The sequence below is a fragment of the Glutamicibacter sp. B1 genome (genome assembly GCF_039602135.1).
GTDB lineage: Bacteria > Actinomycetota > Actinomycetes > Actinomycetales > Micrococcaceae > Glutamicibacter > Glutamicibacter ectropisis.
The window spans coordinates 1,536,730-1,554,427 of sequence record NZ_CP125942.1 but is presented as its reverse complement, the minus strand read 5'-3'; the positions used below and the strand labels follow the sequence as shown (position 1 = coordinate 1,554,427).

18 protein-coding genes are annotated in these 17,698 nt (G+C 51.0%); 3 read left to right on the top strand and 15 right to left on the bottom strand.

Features of this window, described 5'->3' with window-relative positions; all coding sequences use genetic code 11:
• Positions 1-19 precede the first annotated feature (19 nt).
• From QMQ05_RS07190 to coaD, 9 genes are all read right to left on the bottom strand, one after another.
• On the bottom strand, positions 20-505 hold the full coding sequence (locus QMQ05_RS07190) for an adenylyltransferase/cytidyltransferase family protein (protein ID WP_334122926.1): 486 nt from the start codon (positions 503-505) through the stop codon (positions 20-22).
• A 174-nt stretch (positions 506-679) separates the two neighbouring features.
• Positions 680-1,570 carry a glycosyltransferase family 2 protein gene (locus QMQ05_RS07185; protein ID WP_345474207.1) on the bottom strand — a complete coding sequence of 297 codons (891 nt, stop codon included), beginning with the start codon at positions 1,568-1,570 and terminating at the stop codon, positions 680-682.
• Positions 1,571-1,610: 40 nt separating this feature from the next.
• A complete protein-coding gene (locus QMQ05_RS07180; protein ID WP_345474205.1) occupies positions 1,611-2,432 on the bottom strand; it encodes a CDP-alcohol phosphatidyltransferase family protein in 822 nt (273 codons plus the stop codon).
• Positions 2,429-3,466: a glycosyltransferase gene (locus tag QMQ05_RS07175; RefSeq protein WP_345474203.1), complete on the bottom strand. Its 1,038-nt coding sequence runs from the start codon at positions 3,464-3,466 to the stop codon at positions 2,429-2,431. Before QMQ05_RS07175 ends, QMQ05_RS07180 begins: the two co-directional genes overlap by 4 nt.
• 7 nt (positions 3,467-3,473) lie before the next feature.
• Positions 3,474-4,361 carry an ABC transporter ATP-binding protein gene (locus tag QMQ05_RS07170; protein WP_345474202.1) on the bottom strand — a complete coding sequence of 296 codons (888 nt, stop codon included), beginning with the start codon at positions 4,359-4,361 and terminating at the stop codon, positions 3,474-3,476.
• Positions 4,351-5,199 carry an ABC transporter permease gene (locus QMQ05_RS07165; RefSeq protein WP_345474201.1) on the bottom strand — a complete coding sequence of 283 codons (849 nt, stop codon included), beginning with the start codon at positions 5,197-5,199 and terminating at the stop codon, positions 4,351-4,353. Before QMQ05_RS07165 ends, QMQ05_RS07170 begins: the two co-directional genes overlap by 11 nt.
• 136 nt (positions 5,200-5,335) lie before the next feature.
• Entirely contained in the window at positions 5,336-6,406 is a 1,071-nt protein-coding gene (locus QMQ05_RS07160) for an LCP family protein (RefSeq protein ID WP_345474199.1), read from the bottom strand.
• A 125-nt stretch (positions 6,407-6,531) separates the two neighbouring features.
• Complete coding sequence (gene galU, locus QMQ05_RS07155; RefSeq protein ID WP_345474197.1) at positions 6,532-7,428, bottom strand: UTP--glucose-1-phosphate uridylyltransferase GalU; 897 nt, start codon at positions 7,426-7,428, stop codon at positions 6,532-6,534.
• Between the two features lie 62 nt (positions 7,429-7,490).
• Complete coding sequence (gene coaD, locus QMQ05_RS07150; RefSeq protein ID WP_334122934.1) at positions 7,491-7,961, bottom strand: pantetheine-phosphate adenylyltransferase; 471 nt, start codon at positions 7,959-7,961, stop codon at positions 7,491-7,493.
• Positions 7,962-8,072: 111 nt separating this feature from the next.
• Here coaD and QMQ05_RS07145 point away from each other — a divergent pair, with 111 nt between their 5' ends.
• Together QMQ05_RS07145 and QMQ05_RS07140 are read left to right on the top strand one after the other, a co-directional pair.
• Positions 8,073-9,284, top strand: a complete 1,212-nt coding sequence (locus tag QMQ05_RS07145; RefSeq protein WP_345474194.1) for an aminotransferase class I/II-fold pyridoxal phosphate-dependent enzyme — start codon at positions 8,073-8,075, stop codon at positions 9,282-9,284.
• Positions 9,281-10,063, top strand: coding sequence for a spermidine synthase (locus tag QMQ05_RS07140; protein WP_345474192.1), 783 nt, complete (start codon positions 9,281-9,283; stop codon positions 10,061-10,063). Before QMQ05_RS07145 ends, QMQ05_RS07140 begins: the two co-directional genes overlap by 4 nt.
• Here QMQ05_RS07140 and rsmD read toward each other — a convergent pair.
• The 4 genes from rsmD to QMQ05_RS07120 are packed head-to-tail and all read right to left on the bottom strand — an operon-like array spanning position 10,034 to position 14,853.
• Positions 10,034-10,624 carry a 16S rRNA (guanine(966)-N(2))-methyltransferase RsmD gene (rsmD, locus tag QMQ05_RS07135; RefSeq protein ID WP_334122937.1) on the bottom strand — a complete coding sequence of 197 codons (591 nt, stop codon included), beginning with the start codon at positions 10,622-10,624 and terminating at the stop codon, positions 10,034-10,036. The two genes, QMQ05_RS07140 and rsmD, sit on opposite strands and share 30 nt — an antisense overlap.
• A 14-nt stretch (positions 10,625-10,638) precedes the next feature.
• Positions 10,639-12,825 carry an ATP-dependent DNA helicase RecG gene (locus QMQ05_RS07130; RefSeq protein WP_345474190.1) on the bottom strand — a complete coding sequence of 729 codons (2,187 nt, stop codon included), beginning with the start codon at positions 12,823-12,825 and terminating at the stop codon, positions 10,639-10,641.
• The gene (locus QMQ05_RS07125) at positions 12,818-13,786 is read right to left on the bottom strand and encodes a DAK2 domain-containing protein (protein WP_345474188.1); all 969 of its coding nucleotides are present in this window, start codon (positions 13,784-13,786) and stop codon (positions 12,818-12,820) included. Before QMQ05_RS07125 ends, QMQ05_RS07130 begins: the two co-directional genes overlap by 8 nt.
• Positions 13,787-13,809: 23 nt before the next feature.
• Positions 13,810-14,853 (bottom strand): LCP family protein, encoded by a 1,044-nt coding sequence (locus QMQ05_RS07120; RefSeq protein ID WP_058254133.1) that lies wholly within the window; start codon positions 14,851-14,853, stop codon positions 13,810-13,812.
• A gap of 144 nt (positions 14,854-14,997) precedes the next feature.
• Between QMQ05_RS07120 and QMQ05_RS07115 the strand changes: the two genes are divergently transcribed.
• Positions 14,998-15,444 (top strand): DUF3515 family protein, encoded by a 447-nt coding sequence (locus QMQ05_RS07115; RefSeq protein ID WP_058254132.1) that lies wholly within the window; start codon positions 14,998-15,000, stop codon positions 15,442-15,444.
• An 87-nt stretch (positions 15,445-15,531) separates the two neighbouring features.
• On the opposite strand, the gene QMQ05_RS07110 is transcribed toward QMQ05_RS07115, so the two are convergent.
• Together QMQ05_RS07110 and QMQ05_RS07105 are read right to left on the bottom strand one after the other, a co-directional pair.
• On the bottom strand, positions 15,532-16,644 hold the full coding sequence (locus QMQ05_RS07110) for a D-alanine--D-alanine ligase family protein (protein WP_345474185.1): 1,113 nt from the start codon (positions 16,642-16,644) through the stop codon (positions 15,532-15,534).
• Complete coding sequence (locus QMQ05_RS07105; protein WP_345474183.1) at positions 16,644-17,678, bottom strand: NAD(P)H-dependent glycerol-3-phosphate dehydrogenase; 1,035 nt, start codon at positions 17,676-17,678, stop codon at positions 16,644-16,646. Before QMQ05_RS07105 ends, QMQ05_RS07110 begins: the two co-directional genes overlap by 1 nt.
• Positions 17,679-17,698: the final 20 nt, after the last annotated feature.

The window sequence follows — 17,698 nt, the reverse complement described above, 5'->3', positions numbered from 1 at the left end:
CTGCCGGATAAAACTTTGGCTAGCTCAGCTCTTTAACGATCTGGCTCAACGTATCTAGCGTACTCTTCAGAGACTCAACATGGCGCTCATCAAACTCACTGAGCACACGCTTCATCTCTGTCGTGGAAATGCCGGACGTACGTGGAAGGTAAACAACTTCAACCTCATCGCCGAGGTCATCGAATTTACCCTTCCAGTCTTCGCCGATGCCAAAGACCTTGGCATCATATTTCTTGATGTCCAGACGCTTCTGTTCCCAGTTTTCTTCCGGGATCGCTAGGTCTACGTACTTGATGGCTTGGACAATTTCGCGACGCTGCTCAAAAGGTACGACTGGCTTCTTACCCTTCACGGCGTTGAATTCGTCCGTTGATACGCCAACGATCAGACGGTCGCCCTTTTCCTTCAGACGCTTGAGAATGTTCAGGTGTCCAATGTGGAAGAGGTCAAAAGTTCCGTAAGTTAATACTGTTTTTCCCATTTGTTCCTCCTGTTGTAACTTCATCTGGCTATTCTACGGCTCAGTGGATGCGGTTCGAGATTCCTCGGCGTGTACAAATTCTTTGAATTTGATGGATGACTGTATCAATTACCCATCAAGGCTACTAAGAATCAAGTAATGCAAATCACGTTCGACACCTGTGCTGCTCATAGGACTCCATGAGACGTAGAGAGCTCGCTAGATAATTGGTGGTCGTCCGGACAATGTCATTCTCAGCAGAGTAATCCAACGCAGCTTGGAACGTGGCTCCCGGTACCAGGGGCTACCTTTCCATCCGGCCTTCCAACCAGCTAGATATTGGTTTACGGCATTAGGCCTTTTGCGCATTCGCAGACATTCAATCAACATCCATGTTGTTGGGTAGATCCATCTGAAAGGTGCTGGCAAATTTCGCCGTGCGAGCCACACACGGTTGCGTGCGTTGAGTCGATAGAACTCTTCATGTCTGCGCGGGTCAACTACAGGATGTCCAATACGCATGTCGCCCGCATACCAAACATAGGTCCCGGTATCCCAAATACGCCAAGCTAGTTCGATGCCTTCGTGTGCGTACCAGAATCCACCAGCCCAGCCTCCGGTGAGATCAAAAAGCTCACGCGTGGTTACAAGACAGGTTTCACCGACGTGAAAGACACGGCTGGGTTCTTCAGCAGTGCGCTTCTTAAGACGAGGAATCCAACGCGTTGGATTCTGATCACTATGTTCAGGGTCGGTAATACGAGGCTGAAGCAGTCCCATCCGTGGATACTTTTTAAAGCGTTGGACAGCGGCAATCAGAAAATCTTCATCCAGGAACCAGGAATCGTCATCAAGGAAGCACAGGTACTCCCCCTTAACTTGAGACACACCGGCATTTCTACCGGCAGGAATCCCAAGGTTTTCGGGAAGATAGTGAGTCTTGATTCCTTCAGGAATATCCGTCGGTACCCAACCATTGCCAACAACGACAGCGTCGATGCTGACGTCTCGTTGAGCAAGCATTGAGTCCAAGGCTCGACGCAGTTCTACCGGACGGTTGCCCATGGTCAATACGACAACGCCAATCGTAGGAGCGAGTCGATTATCCATGTGTCACCCTTTCCATTTCATTACTTGTTACTGCTAAGTTCTAAGCCCTCAATCGTGAGGACACCATGTTGGACAGGAAGTGTCCAACATTCACTAGGACACAGGCCGGAAGCAGAATCCAGATCATCCACTTCTCTGCGAGACCTGGCACTCCAGCAATTGCCGAGATGACCGAGCACACCAGAATGATCAAGCTTAGTTCAACTGCGTGTAGCAGGCGGTGGAATGGAAGGAAACGAGCCAAAGAGCGCAGGCGTCCGATAACGGTAGTTGTTGAAACCGCACGTGCTTCAGCCGTGTCTGGAAGCTTAGATAGTCCTGCCATGCCTCGTGCCGCATGAACCATCAAGGACTGTGAACGGTTCAATACCAGCAGAACTGACAAGCAAGCACCCATGAACAATGTTGGCCATGCTTGGGTGCTCATCGCACCGTCTACCGACAGTTCTTTGAACACACGGTATCCCAAAGCAATAGGAATCAATGCTTCGGTTGTGTGGTGCCCCACCATGTCGATAAAAATACCGCGAGGTGATTGTGAAGCACGCCAACGGGCCACTTCACCATCGGAACAATCAAAATACAACTGAACTTGTGAGAGCACTACTGCAAGAATCGGTCCCCAAATTCCGGGTATCAGCAGAGCAAGAGACATGAACCAGCCCGCAAGAATCATTAATCCAGTCACACCATTGGCCGTGATCCGAGTTCTCACCAAAACAGCCGTCAGATAAATGGAGATGTGACGCAGATAGAGTTCAGCTGTCCAATGCTCTGCATTTTTGCGAGCCTTGACCTCGGGCGGTTGGCACACTGCCCGAAGCTGATCCAGAGTTGGATTCTTAGGTCGGTCTACAGTCACTTAACGCGGCCCTTATCAAAAGTTCCTGCCGCCCCAAAGATTCGTCCTTTGAGGTAACCAGCAGCCCAAGGCAAATGGATGGCAGGGAAAGCGTACGCAGCGAGAAGCTTTTCCTTAACCCCGCTCGCTTTAGACGAAAAACCCGCAAACAATGATGCCGCGGCATAGACCAATGGAATCGATGCGGTGAGTCCTAAAAGAACAGATACTGGTCGTGGCGCACTGTCCCGGGTAAAAGGAATGACTGCCAAGGCGATTGCGCCAGCAGCTACCCCAGCAAGCAACAGCGGAGGCATATCGTGTCGCAATGACTTGCCCTCAGGGAAACGCCGTGCAATTTCACCACGCCACGTTCCAGAGGCGTAAGACTGCCGCCCTAAGGCTCCGAAGGTATCACGCGGGAAATATCCGACCTTCAGTTCCGGATCAAACCAAACCTTATGTCCGGCCTGTCGAATACGGAGGCACAATTCCCAATCCTGGGCACGCCACATGTTTTCGTCGTAGAAACCGACTTCGTCAAACACTTCACGGCGGAAAATTCCAAGATACGCGGACTCTGCTTCCCCTTCGGGCGCGCCCGAGTGATAGGCCGGTCCACCAAAACCAAATTTGGAATGGTACGCGGCAGCGATAGCGCGCTGAATGGCAGAACGTCCACGGGCGTCCATGAGGCCACCTACGTCATGCGCGCCAACTCGCTGCAGAGTAGCAACTCCGCGTTCGGTGTAGTCGATGGGTAGCTCACTATGCGCATCGACCCTAATGACGATTGGATACTTCGATGCACGAATCGCGAGGTTCAAGGCGACCGGAGTACGCCCTTGCGGGTTGTCAACCAACGTTATGCGCGAATCAGCCTCAGCTAATTCTTGTGCAACTTTATTGGTCCCGTCGGTGCTGGGACCAAGAGCGATTACAAGCTCTTTGTCCCCTCCGTATTGCTGGTTGAGAATTGAGGTGACGGCATCGCCTAGGTAGCCTGCCTCGTTCAGAACCGGCATGACATAAGAGACTCCTGGGAAGTCAGTCATTCGCGCCTTACTTCTTTGCTTTCTGGTGGTTTTGATATTCCTTGATGACGTCGTCAGGCTTCCCATCCATCATCTGAACGCCTTTTTCAATCCAAATACAACGGTCACACGTGTCCTTGATCGAATTCATGGAGTGGGAAACGTTGAAGATTGTGCCGGCACTATCCCGGATTTCACGGATCTTCGCTTCACTACGTTTACGGAATTTAGCGTCACCGACGGCCAACGCTTCATCAATAATGAGGATGTCGTGCTTTTTTGACGCAGCAATGGCGAATTTTAATCTTGCGCCCATACCGGAAGAGTACGTTCGCATTGGAAGATCAATGAACTCTTCAAGTTCTGCGAACTTGATGATGTCTTCACGCATGGCTTCAACTTCTTCACGGTTGTAGCCGAGCGCAAGTCCACCCAGAGTAATGTTCTTGTCCCCTGACAGGTCAGGTATAAGGGCAGCACCCACACCTAACAAACTTGGACGTGAGCGCGCATAAACTGCCCCGCTCGACGGTGGAGTCAGTCCGGTAATTGCTTTAAGCAACGTAGACTTTCCCGAGCCGTTGGAACCGATCACGCCAATAGATTCATTTTCGTAGGCAACAAAGGTAATGCCCTTCAACGCATGAACGCTTCGAACGCCTTTCAGCTTTGGTTGTAACAGTCGCCTCGCGCCAGCATTTCCTACAGCCTTACCGCTGGAAAATACTTCATACTTTACGTGCAGGTTGTCAACGACAACTACCGGATTGCGAGAAGAATCAATGTTGAGCTGTGAGCTCTTGATGTCTTCTGGCTTAACCACGTCGATGAATGACGTGTCATCAGAAAAAATTGGCGCGGGCTCGTACTCAGGATGTAAGTCTGGGTTGATCAGATCGTCAAAGCTAATTCGCACGTCCGTAACGCTCCTCTGCCTTCCAGAAGTAAATCAATCCAAAAATCATGGTCACCGCAGCCCAAGCCGTGATGACCCACCATGCCCAAGGATCATACTCAGCGTTATTCATCACCATTCCACGTGCAAGCTGCAGAGTTTGATAAACCGGATGCACATCAAAGATCGCAATCATCCAAGGCCAGTGGCTCAGTAGACGGTCCGCGCTAAACAAAACGCCAGAGGTATAGAACAGCACACGGCTAATCAACGGTAGGATCTGCGTAAAGTCACGAACATGTACAGTGATTCGCGCGCAAATCAGCGCAATTCCGAGGTTGAAGACGCAGAAAATAACCAAAATAGGAATGATGGCAAACCAGGTCCATTTCGGTGTAGTTCCAAGTATCACCGAGTAAATGAACATGACGCCTAACATTGGCATGAGCGTCAATACGTTTTGCGTTACCTGCGCTACCGGCAAGGCCAATCTCGGGAACGACAAAGATTGCACTAGTGCGTTGTTTCCCGTAATCGCTTTCGCACCACTGCTCATCGAAGAGGAGAAGAACTCAAAGAGGAACACACCAATAATCACGAAGACCGGGAAATCTTCCGCTTTATTAGCGCCCTGCAAGACACCGAAAATGAACCCATACATCAGAGCATTGAAAGTAGGTTTAAGCACGATCCAAATCATGCCCAAACGGTTTTTCTCGTTCTGGGACTGGACACGCGCCTTTGCCAATTCGTAAATGAACTGTCGGCGCTGCCAGGTCTGTTTGAGGTAATTAGCCAGCGTAGGACGTGCACCCACGCGGTGCAAGCCGTAAGACTCGGCTTCCTCCGCTACTGTCATGCGAATTCATTCCTCTTTTTTCGGGTTTAGAACTATCCATCGCCTACAAGGCATGGATGTTCAAATTCTAGTTGATCGTAAATCAATAGTCGTTCATTCACGCACGAACTCAGTGTTGTTCAGAGCACAACCAGGTTTAGTTCTCTTCTGGCGGGTTTTCCTTGAGGTACTGGCTCATGGAATCAGTTTGAAGAGCCTTACCGATCTTGCTGATCGCGGCTTCATCGGCCAATTCTATAGATTGGCCATCGGCAGTGGTGGATGTGCCTGCCGTCGGTACCGTGAACATGGCCATGTTTTCTGGATCCACGTTACTCAGCTGTTTGCCCAGACCCACCATGGTCGCCGCGTCCAGTCCGTCATCAAAGGTGAGGTACGGCGAGACTTTGTCCACGATGTCGTAAAGCTTCACCGGGTTGGACAAGGTATCTTTCGACAAAAGCTGTCCAGCAGCAGCGGCGATAAATTTACGCTGATTGGCCACGCGTTGGTAGTCGCCGTTGGTAAACGACTTGCGCTCTCGCACAAATCGCAGTGCCCGATCGCCTTCGAGGGTGATATCGCCGGCAGGGTAGAAATAGTCGGTGTCGTGCGCGGTGAAGGGAATGTCGTTTTTGACTTTCACTCCCCCTAGAGCTGTGGACAGTTCTTTGAAGCCGTCAAAATCAATCATCGCGATATGGTCAACTTTAGTGTCAAACATGCCTTCGACGGTCTGCAATAGCAAAGGCACACCACCAAGGGACACAGCTGCGTTAAGTTTGTTCTTCCCATACCCGGGAATATCGACGTACATGTCGCGAACCAATGACATGACATAAATTTGTGATCTGTCCTCGGGAATATGGACCAACATCATCGAGTCGCTACGTTGGCTTACTGCACCTTGCAACGCTGAGTTTGATGGGGCATCTTCATCCGCGTGGTCAACACCGATCATCAAGAAATTCATTGATCCATCGTCTGGGTCCTTAACGGGACGCGCTTCCTGCTGCTCTGTGGTCAGGTTCAGCGACAAGGTATTTGATTTTTCTTTGAACTGACGTTGCAAGTCAAAAACGTAGTATCCGGCACCCAACGTAGCCACCAAAACTACGGCAACAATCGACGTTAGGATCGTGCGAACGCGTCGTTTCTTCTTACGTTCTGCACCGTAGCGAGCGCTACGCGATGCGAACGTCGCATCATCAATATCTTTTAATCTCATACTAGAAAGTTCTCCACTAAGACATTCCGTAGAAGTCAACGGACCATCCAAGTGACTTCGTGCAATGAAAAAGACTACCCAGAGAAATTGTGATTACCCTGAGTAGTCTTCGCCGACAGACTCAACTATAGACCGGCAGCAAATTCCTTGAGCCAGACTTTGAGATCCTCACCGAGGTCTTCATTCTCAACCGCAAGGGTGATATTTGCTTGCAGGTAGCTGAGTTTATCTCCGGTGTCGTAGCGTCTCCCGCGGAAGACGATTGCGTGTACTCCCGCACCTTCACCTTCAGCAAGTGCTAGTCCCTGTAGGGCGTCGGTCAGCTGGATTTCATTTCCACGCCCAGGCTTAGTGTGTTCTAGTACTTCGAAGACGCGCGGGTGCAACAAATACCGTCCGATTACCGCCAAATTACTTGGTGCTTCTTCCTTGGCTGGCTTCTCCACAAGGCCATTGACCTTGACGTAATCCGTGCCCTCAACGCGTTCAACATCAGCACAGCCATAGGCGCTGATATGTTCAGGATCCACTTCCATCAGAGCGATGACGGAACCGCCAGTGACTTTCTGAGCCTCAATCATCTGAGTCAGCAATTCATCTTGTTCATGAATCAAGTCATCGCCTAGGAGTACCGCAAATGGTTCGTCACCAACGTGTTGCTTGGCACACAGCACGGCGTGTCCCAATCCACGCGGATCACGCTGTCTAATGTAATGAATGTCTCCAAGAGCAGTGGCTTCTTGAATGGAGGCGAGCTTTTTATCGTCACCCTTTGCTTCGAGGGAGGCTTCCAGCGATGGAACCCTGTCGAAGTGATCTTCCAATGCGCGCTTATTTCGGCCGGTAATCATTAATACGTCAATAAGACCGGCCCGAACAGCTTCCGCTACCACGTACTGAATTGCTGGCTTATCTACCACAGGAAGCATTTCCTTTGGCATAGCCTTGGTTGCTGGCAGGAAGCGTGTACCTAGTCCCGCTGCAGGGATGACCGCTTTAGTAATTGGCCGATTGGAAGTCATGATCTTGTTGGTTCCTTACTAGCTTGCGCTGTCCTATATGGCTGCTTCTATACGGGAGTTGGTCAACTCTTCGTAATTCGTTTCACGACAGCACGTGGTAAATATTCTGTCACGTCGCCTCCCAGTGTCTGCACTTCTTTAAGCAGGGACGAAGACAAATGAGTAAATCGGGTGTCAGCTTGAAGAAAGACAGTTTCAACCCCGGTCAGGTGCCGGTTCATCGTTGCCATTGGGATTTCGTAGGCATAATCAACTGTGCTTCTCAGGCCTTTGACGATGGCTTCAGCGCCATGGTCTTTGCAAAACTCTGCCAGCAGTCCTTGACCCATAGGGATCGCGGATACTCCCCTGAGGCCACCGACGGTCTCTTCGACCATCTTCACCCGTTCATCTTCAGAAAATCGGTATTTCTTGGAGTAGTTGGTGGAGACCGCAACTATCACTTCGTCAAAAAGGCTCGCTGCACGAGCGATGATCTCAACATGGCCATTGTGAATGGGATCAAATGATCCAGGGCAAACCGCTCTTCGCATGACACGAATCTATCAAGAACCGAACAAAATAGTTGAGTTGAAACCCCAGTTTTGTCGATTCGTGGTGATTATGTCCCGCTCTATTGAGATTCATCCCTTCATAATGAACTTATGAGCATTTCTATGACTCCTTGGCAACGAACAGCCCACGGCGCTAATTTATTAGACGAATCTGGCCAGCCTGGGGTGACAATCTTTGAAGAGATTACTGCTCTTGCCAATAAGCATGAAGCCATCAATTTGGGTCAAGGTTTTCCCGACACAGAAGGGCCAGTTGAAATTCGGCAAATTGCCGTTGACGCGATTCTTTCCGGAGCAAATCAATATGCACCAGGATCTGGTATCTTGCCACTACGTCAGGCCATTGCCGAGCATCAGAAACGTTATTACTCCTTGGATGTTGATCCTGACACTGAAGTAGTCGTATCCACCGGTGCGACGGAAGCAATTGCCGCGTCTTTATTGGCCTTCCTAGAACCTGGCGATGAAGTCGTCACCTTTGAACCGTTCTATGACTCATACGCAGCGATGATCGGCCTGGCCAATGCCAAGCACAAGGTCGTTCAGCTCAAAGCACCCACGTTTGAACCCAGCATCGAAGATCTGAGAGCGGCCATCTCGGATAAGACGCGAGTCATTCTGATCAATAATCCTCATAATCCCACAGGAGCCGTGTTTTCAACACAGGTCTTGAGTGAAGTCATTGCCTTGGCACACCAACATGACTGCATCATTGTTGCCGACGAGGTTTATGAACATCTAACTTTCGAAACCAAACACGTACCCATCGCGAGCTTGCCCGGCGGCTTCGAACGCACAATCACGATCTCTTCGGCAGGAAAATCATTCTCCTTCACCGGTTGGAAAGTGGGATGGGCCACCGGACCTGAACACTTGATCACCGCGATTCGCACCATCAAGCAATTTCTCACCTACTCGTCGGGTCCAGCTTTTCAACCTGCTGTGGCCAAGGCGCTGAATCTTCCAGAGAAATTCTTCATAGACTTCGCAGCATCCTTGGCCTCAGGTGCGCAGATACTCGCAGATGGGCTGGAAAATGCGGGTATTCCCGTCATTCGTCCTCAAGGAACATACTTCCTCGTGGCAGATATCAATAACTTCAAACGTAACGATGCGATTGAAGTTGCTCGCGCCATGCCTGAATCGGTGGGAGTAGCAGCCATCCCCATGTCCGTTTTTGCCCGGCCAGAGAACGTATCCAACTACCAAGGCTTACTACGTTTCGCTTTCTGCAAAAAGCCCCCGATCCTGACCGAAGCTATTAAGAAGCTTCAGCTACTTCCGGAGGTCCTGAACCGATGAGCGTTAAACCGGTCAAGCGTTGGCTAGGCTTCGTGCAAGAACATGCCACCATCTACGATGATGACTTAGTTCCAGGCTCAAAAATACTTGCCATCGGCGATGCCGAACAATCGCACGTCAATTTGGCGCACCCCGAAGAAGTCTTTTACGAATACTTGTCACGCATTGCAAATCATCTGAGGGTGTTACGCGGTGCAGAAAAACCGTTACGGATGCTCCATCTAGGTGCTGGTGCACTAACGCTGGCGCGTTGGGCTAGCGTTGTCTATCCAGTAAGTACCCACGTAGCGGTAGACATTGAACGAGAGCTTCTAGACTTTGTTCTCACCCAATTGCCACTACCTACCAATTGCAAGCTCACGCCGCTGGTAGCAGATGCTCGATCAGTATTAGCCGAAGAACTTGCCGACGAGAAATTTGATGTGATCATTCTTGACATCTTCTCCGGTCCCGAAGCACCCGAACATTTAACTACACCGGAGTACTACGCCGAGCTGAAAAATTCACTGACCACTGACGGATTGTTGTTCGTCAACGTCGGTGATGATCCCCCATTACGATTCACAAAAACCCAAGTTGCCGCTGCGCAGTCTGCATTTGATTTCGTGATGCTCAGTTCAACACCAGAGATGTTCACCCAGAGATACCCGGGTAACCTCATCCTCACCGCTTCGAATCAGAAGATCTCGGAGGAACTAATCCAACAATGCCAAGCCGCAGGACCATATCCGGCGGAAACCCGGGCTGGTTTAGACCTCGACAGGTTCAGCAAACCATAGGTGGGTTTCCCCGTACTTTTTATCGGAGAAATTCTCCAATTCTTCAGGCCAAGACGGTTCCGGTGAACGACTGGAGCGTTCAACGATGACAGTCGCGTCTTCTGCCAGGACTTTAGCGATTTTCTGCAAAGTGATTTCGAGTTCTGCATCGGTCAGAGGGTACGGCGGATCCAGCAGCACTACATCAAAGGTTCGGGTTGCTAGGCCCGTCGAAGTGTTAACGAAGCTATCCAGCACCGAATCAACTGAGCCACGTTGAACTGAAACTACTGTAGATTTCAGCACCTTATTCACTAGGGCAGCATTTTGCTGACAAACACTAGCCGCTTTTGGAGCTTTCTCTACAAGGACTACTTGTCGTGCTCCCCTACTGGCAGCTTCAATTCCTAAAGCGCCCGAACCAGCAAAGAGGTCCAGAACACGAGCACCAGCAAGAAGGTCCCAGCTTTCAAGGCGAGAAAAGAGTGCTTCTTTGACTCTGTCCGTCGTGGGTCGAGTCGCATCTCCGGGGACTGATTTCAGTGGCTGACCGCCAGCTACGCCAGCAATAATTCGGCTCATTCCAGCCTCTCTTACTAGTTCTTATTCAAAAATTCTTTAGTTGATTCATCGGCCCAGGCTCCGACAATCTCAAGGAGACGTGGGTACTTCGTTTGCCACGCTGGCATCTTCATCAATGCATCGACATGACCGCGCGCTTGCTCAATCACGGTGCGGTCTTTGATGATGCTCAGTTCTTTCAGTGATGATTGACTGCCAGACTGCTGAACACCAAGAATGTTTCCTTCGCGTCGTTCCGCGAGGTCCGCTTCGGCCAACTCGAAACCATCCAGGGTAGATTCGATGGTTTTTAGTCTTGATACTGAAGGGTGGTCCGCGTCTAACCACGTCGTCATGAGACAGGTTCCCGGCAATCCACCACGACCGATACGACCGCGCAACTGATGCAGCTGCGAAATACCAAAACGCTCAGCATCCATGATGACCATTAGAGTTGCGTTATGCACGTCAACACCAACTTCAATGACCGTCGTGGAAACCAGTACGTCGATTTCTCCGCGGGCAAATGAATCCATGAGTTCTTGTTTCCGGGCCGCGTCCAGTTGCGAATGCAGAGCTTCAACACGCAATGAAGAAAACTCTGGCATTCCTGCCAGCAGTTCCATCATTGCTTCCACGCTCATTGTCTGACCAGGAGGTTCATCATAGGTTGAAAGGAGCACGCCTTGCTCAGCAGTTGTATCTGAGATACGGGGGCACACCACATAGACCTGATGCCCTTGGGAAACTTCTTCTGTGATTCGTGAGAACAACCTATCCCGATAACCAGCAAGCTGCATAGGAACAATATGAGTTTGAATCGGTGCACGTCCGGCAGGTAAACGTTTAATTGTTGAAGTGTCTAGATCACCAAAGACTGTCATCGCCACCGTCCTAGGGATCGGAGTTGCCGTCATCACTAATGTGTGAGGAACCCAGTCTCCTGATTTAGCCCGGAGAGCATCGCGTTGCTCTACACCGAACCGGTGTTGCTCATCAACGACTACGAGACCAAGCTCAGCAAACTGAACTTGATCCCCTAACAGCGCGTGAGTACCAATAATCAGTCCAGTCTCACCGCTGGCAATACCTAAGAGAGCTTCTCGTCGTTGAGCCGTCTTGGCGGACCCTGTTAGCAGAGCTACCCCAGTTCCCTCACCTTCGCCAAAGAGCCCGGGTTCAGCCAACTTACCAAGCATCTTCTTGATGGAGCTGAAGTGCTGCGCTGCCAAGACTTCCGTTGGTGCCAGCAGAGCAGCCTGACCTCCGGCATCAATTACCTGAAGAATGGCACGCAACGCCACAATGGTCTTACCCGAACCTACCTCACCTTGAAGCAAGCGATGCATCGGGTGGGCCTGCGACAAATCAGCAGCAATCTGATCCCCCACCTGAAGCTGATCTTCGGTCAGTTCAAAGGGTAACTGTCTATCAAATTTGTCGGCGAGACGTCCCTCCACGCGTGGACGGGTTATGGCCTGCTGCGTACCAAGTTGACGATTACGTTCAGCTAGTGACAGTTGGAGAACGAAGGCTTCTTCAAAGGCAAATCGCTGTCTGGCGATGTACGCGTTCTTGATTTCTCGAGGTGTATGACGTTCAAGAAATGCTCTGTGGCGTTCAGGGTAGCGATGAGCGCGCAGAATCTCTTCCGGAAGAAATTCAGGCAGACGTTCTTCTGAAAGGTGTGGGATGAGAAGCCCCATCAAGTCACGAATTTTTTTGTTCGGCATTTTCGCTGTTGCCGGGTAAATAGGGATTGGTCGAGGATCCGCTTGTGATGCTTCATCCAGAACCGCGTAATCGGGTTGGCTCAACTGTAGGTGGTCTTGATACCAACCAACTTTTCCACTGAACATGGCGATAGTCCCGACAATCAAGTCACTGCGGGCTTGGTACCCGTTGAAGAACGTCATTTTCAGTTCTTGTCCGCCTGAGCTTAGCTCATCGCTCACCGTCACTTCAAAGATAAATCCCCGGCGCGAGTGCATCTGACGTTGACTAACATTGACAACTTGAGCGACAACAGTGACATGCTCGTCAAAGGGAAGCTCGGCAATGGGTGTCAGTTCGCCCACTTCGACATAGCGGCGTGGAAAGTGCCAGAGAAAATCTCCGACAGTTGTATAGCCGAAAGCCTTTTCTAAGGCTTGAGCATTCTTACCACCGAGATAAGTAGCAAGCTCAGAATCTTCAAATGGTGCTGTGCCCTGATCAGTCATCGTGGGTGCAGAGGTCCGTTACGCTGACATTCACCGGATCACCATACTTGCCAATGAGATCAAGTGCTGGTTGTGGTTCGTCTACGTGGACGTGAACACGCCAGCGGTAAGTATCTTCTTCCAACTGGTTCACCGGGGACATGATCACGGAGTTTCCTAAGGCATCTAGTTGGCCGCGGAGGGTCGCTGCGCCTAGAGCGTCAAGAGAAACCGTACACATCACCTCAACACCTGTTTCAGGTTCACCATTCTTATGCACATGAGGATCTTGAATCTTATAGCCATGGAAGGATTCATAGGAAGAAAAATCAGTATCGTCATTCCTGACCGCGGCGCACAACTCATCAATAATGATCAGCATGCCTACCGCACCAGCATCAACCACGCCAGCTTCAAGCAAAGGCTCCAGCTCAGTTTCTGTGCCTTTAACAGCTAACTGTGCGGCCTGCTTCATCTGCACCAGGAGCGTGTCCAAAGCAGCACGACTTTCCGGGTCTGTCTTGATATGAGCCAGCGTAGAACCAGCGGCCAAAGCGATCGCGTTGATCACCGAAAGCATGGTGCCTTCGACAGGTTCGCTCAGCGCTGACCACGAACGAACTTTTGCCCGTTCTAACCCTAGAGCGAGAAGTGGCGCAGTCAACCGTTCTTGCCCAATCCAAGGTTCGCTCAGTCCACTGAGGAAAACGGCAAAGATGGTTCCGGAGTTGCCACGCGCAGACTCCATTGAGGCGCGCGCGGCAACTTCTAGAAATCCACCGATATCATCACTTTCCAACTCGCTCACAGCATCATGGCCAGCGCGAGCGGTGAGGTAGAGGTTACTACCCGTATCACCGTCGGCTACTGGGAAAACATTGATGGCGTTGAGCCGGTCAGAATGGTTCCCGAGACTCTTCACGCTCCGTGCTAACCATTCTTTGATGGCGCGCACGGACGTATCGAGCTTTTGGGGGGTCATAGATTATCGGTCCTAAGTCAGAACTAGCGTGAAAGGTCAGTCGACTCCACGAATTCAGCCATCTTGTCTTCTTGCAGTGCCTTACCGAACTTATTGATTGCGTCCATATCTGGCACCACAATTGATTGTCCGTCAGCGGAGCGGCCGGTGCCGCTGTTTGGTAGCGTGAAGAAATCCATATCGCTTGGACGCAAGTTCAACATGGAAGTCGCGTAAGAAGCTACCTTTGCGGAATCAAGGGAATCATCAACTGCAATGTACGGTGCAATCTGTCCCACTGCATCCGAAACCTTTGCCGGATTAGTCAACGTATCCTTTGACATGAGCTGGCCAAGCAATGCCTTAACAAAGAGCTGCTGGTTCTTGACGCGCTGGTAGTCACTGGACGGGAACGCTTTGCGTTCACGGACGAAGGCAAGAGCCTGTTCACCGTCAAGAGTCTGGGTTCCCTTAGGGAAAGTGATGCCGTTGGCCAAAGACTGCTTGAAAGCGATGGGGTTATTGATAGTCACACCACCAACCGCGTCGGTAAGGCCTTTGAATCCCTCAAAATCAATGGATGCCACGTGGTTGATACGGACGCCAAAGAGTCCTTCAAGAGTTTCAACAGCCTTCGACACACCGCCGTGGGCAAACGCGGCATTGATCTTTGCGGATCCTACACCAGGGATATTCAGCCAGGTATCACGCATGATCGAGGTGACATAGATGTTCTTGCGGTCTTCGGGGATGTGAACAAGCATCATCGTGTCCGAACGGCCACCATTTGGCAGGGTTCCGAATTCTTCATCAGTTTCGTCGGTGTCTCGCGTTGCTCGCGTGTCACTGCCAAGAAGCAGGATGTTGACTGCGTCTTTTGACTCTTCTTTAACCTCGGGACGAGTGTCTTCGGCCGGGAAAGCGTCAGAGATCTTTCCGCTCTGGGAGTCGAAGGTACGTCCAAGATTCCATAAGTAACCAGCCGCAACTAGGGCCGCAACCATCACTAGAACAAGGATGCTGAGCACAACATTGCGCCCAGTGTGTTTCTTCTTGCGCGGTCGCGCTTCGTACGTTTCGAAGGACATTAGTTACCTTTCACAGTTTCAACTCAATACATCTTATCCGGCTGTACAGGGATGTAGGCTTATAAAGTGTCCAAACTCAGCATGAATTCCGAAGTGTCGCCAAAACGTTACTCAAAAAGAAAGCAATCTATCAGGGTTCTGACCATGGCAGTTGTAGCTAGTTCGCTACTTGCCTCTTGCTCTTCAGTAGCTGCCGTTGATGCAGCACCCGATGCTTCTAATCCTCTTTGTGCAGAAATGATGGTTGTTCTGCCAGATGCCATTGGTGACGCTGAACGTCGTCCCACCACTTCTCAGGCGACCTCCGCATGGGGTGATCCTTCACAAGTAGTTTTGCGATGTGGCGTTGAAGTTCCCACACCAACGACAGATCCTTGCGTATCAGTCAATGACGTTGATTGGGTTGCCCACGAAGACGATAAGAGTGGCATCTGGACGCTTACTACCTACGGACGAACTCCAGCAACTGAAGTCGTGCTTGATCCTAATGTGATCCCCTCCAGTACCGTACTGGCTTCACTTTCTGACGCGGCAGCGAAGATCCCCGCCCAGAAGGCCTGCGTGAGTGTCGACAAGTCTGAAGAATTGTAAAACTCTCCACATCGTTAAAAAGTAATAGCGTGCGACTCGAATTTGATTCGAGTCGCACGCTATTACTTTTGCGAGGCCAAATGAGTTCTATCTAAGTCCAACGTTTCGCTCAGTCGCCAAAGCAATGAGCTCATTGATCAGTTCACGGTAACCAATACCGGTCTTATCCCACATCTGCGGGTACATGCTCGAAGGCGTGAAACCAGGCATCGTGTTGATCTCGTTGATAATCCATTGACCATCTGGAGTATAGAAGAAGTCGACTCGGGAAAGTCCTTCAGCGTCCAAAGAGTCAAAAGCCTTGACGGCAAGATCTCGAATTTCCGTAGTGGCTTCTTCGCTCAAGTCTGCAGGGCAGCTAAGTTGCGCCGCGGCGCCGTCCACGTACTTAGCTTCAAAATCATAGAACGTGTGACCGTTATCTGCCACTGCAATTTCACCTGGTAACGATGCCCGCGCTGGGGTACTACCGCGTCCTTCTAGAACGCCGCATTCGATTTCGCGTCCGACAATGCCCTGTTCCACGATGACCTTTGGATCCTCGGCACGAGCAACCTCCACAGCTGCACGAAGGTCAGAAGGTACATCTACCTTGGTGATACCTACGGATGAGCCGGCGCGAGCTGGCTTCACAAAGAGTGGGTATTCCAAGTGTTCGCAACGAGCCAGTGCGGCTTCGCTGTCCCGTAGCCACTGCTTGTTGGTGACGACTTCGTACGGGCCGACATTGAAGCCGGCTTCCTGGAAAACAACCTTCATGAAGTGCTTGTCCATACCCATGGCGCTAGCAGCAATGCCGGAGCCTACATATGGCACACCCGCGGTTTCCAATAGGCCCTGAATCGAACCATCTTCACCGAAAGGTCCATGCAGGAGTGGGAAAACTACGTCTACTTCAGAAATCTCTGAAATTTTCGCGTCAGCGAAAGCTTGGAGAGACGTCTTGTTTGGTTCAGGCGAAAGCTGAACTGGGTGATCAACCGTAGAAATTTCCGGCAGTTGTCCGGAGTCTAAAGCCCAGCCTTCTGGATCCTTGTCCAGCAAAGTCCATCCGCCATCCCGGGTAATGCCCACGGGAATAACGTCAAAGAGATCACGGTCTATGGCATGCATGACGCCGGCTGCGGTCACGCACGACACCGAGTGTTCAGAGGAACGTCCACCAAACAAGAGCAGGACTCGGAGTTTACGATCAGCCATTAGTTCTGTTCTCCTTCAGATTTCAGCTCGCGGGACAACAGTCGCGCTGCCATGTTTTCAACGCTCAGTGAACCTTCAAGAACCATAACCACTGCTTCAGTAATTGGCATCTCAACTTCATGAGCACGCGCGAGATCAAAGACGGCACGGGCGGACTTGATGCCCTCGGCAGTTTGAGACATGCGGTCATTGACCTCGTCAAGGAAGAGACCCTGACCCAGCAGCCGTCCTGCAGTGTTGTTACGCGACAAGGATGAAGAACAGGTAGCGACTAAGTCGCCAAGGCCAGAAAGGCCAGCCAAAGTATCAAGGCGGCCACCAAGTGATAGAACCAGTCGAGTAGTCTCGGCCAACCCACGGGTGATCACAGTGGACTTCGTGTTGTCACCCATGCCCATGCCATCGCACATACCAACGGCAAGCGCAATGATGTTTTTGACGATTCCGCCAAGTTCTACGCCGAGCACGTCATCGTTAGTGTAAGGACGGAAGTAAGGTGCAGAGCACAGCTCTGCAATCCACTGTGCAGTTTCTCCGTCGCTACAAGCAACTACCGAAGCAGTTGGTTGTTCACGGGCAATTTCCATAGCGAGGTTTGGACCGGAAAGTACCGCTACACGATCTTCTGGGAACTGAGTCACCTCTGCGATAACTTCACTCATGCGCAGGTCAGTGCCGCGTTCAAGGCCCTTCATCAGTGAGAGCAACACAGCTTCAGGCTCAAAGTACTTCTTGAACACTGCCAACTCGCGTCGCAGCGATTGTGAAGGAATTGCCAAGACCACCAAGTCTGCGCCTTCCAAAACCTCACGCTGATTGGAGGAAGCTGAAATATTGGCAGGAAGCTTAGTCTCGCGCAAGTAGCGCGAATTGGTATGGCGTTCGTTAATCTCATTAGCAGCGTCATCTCGACGTGCCCAGATCTGCACCGGAATTTCTTGATCTGCTACAGAATCTGCCAAGACCTTGGCAAAGGTGGTGCCCCAGCTACCGGCACCCATCACAGCGATCTTACGTGGAAGCGGCTTAGTCATTCTCAGTCCTCTAGAAAGTG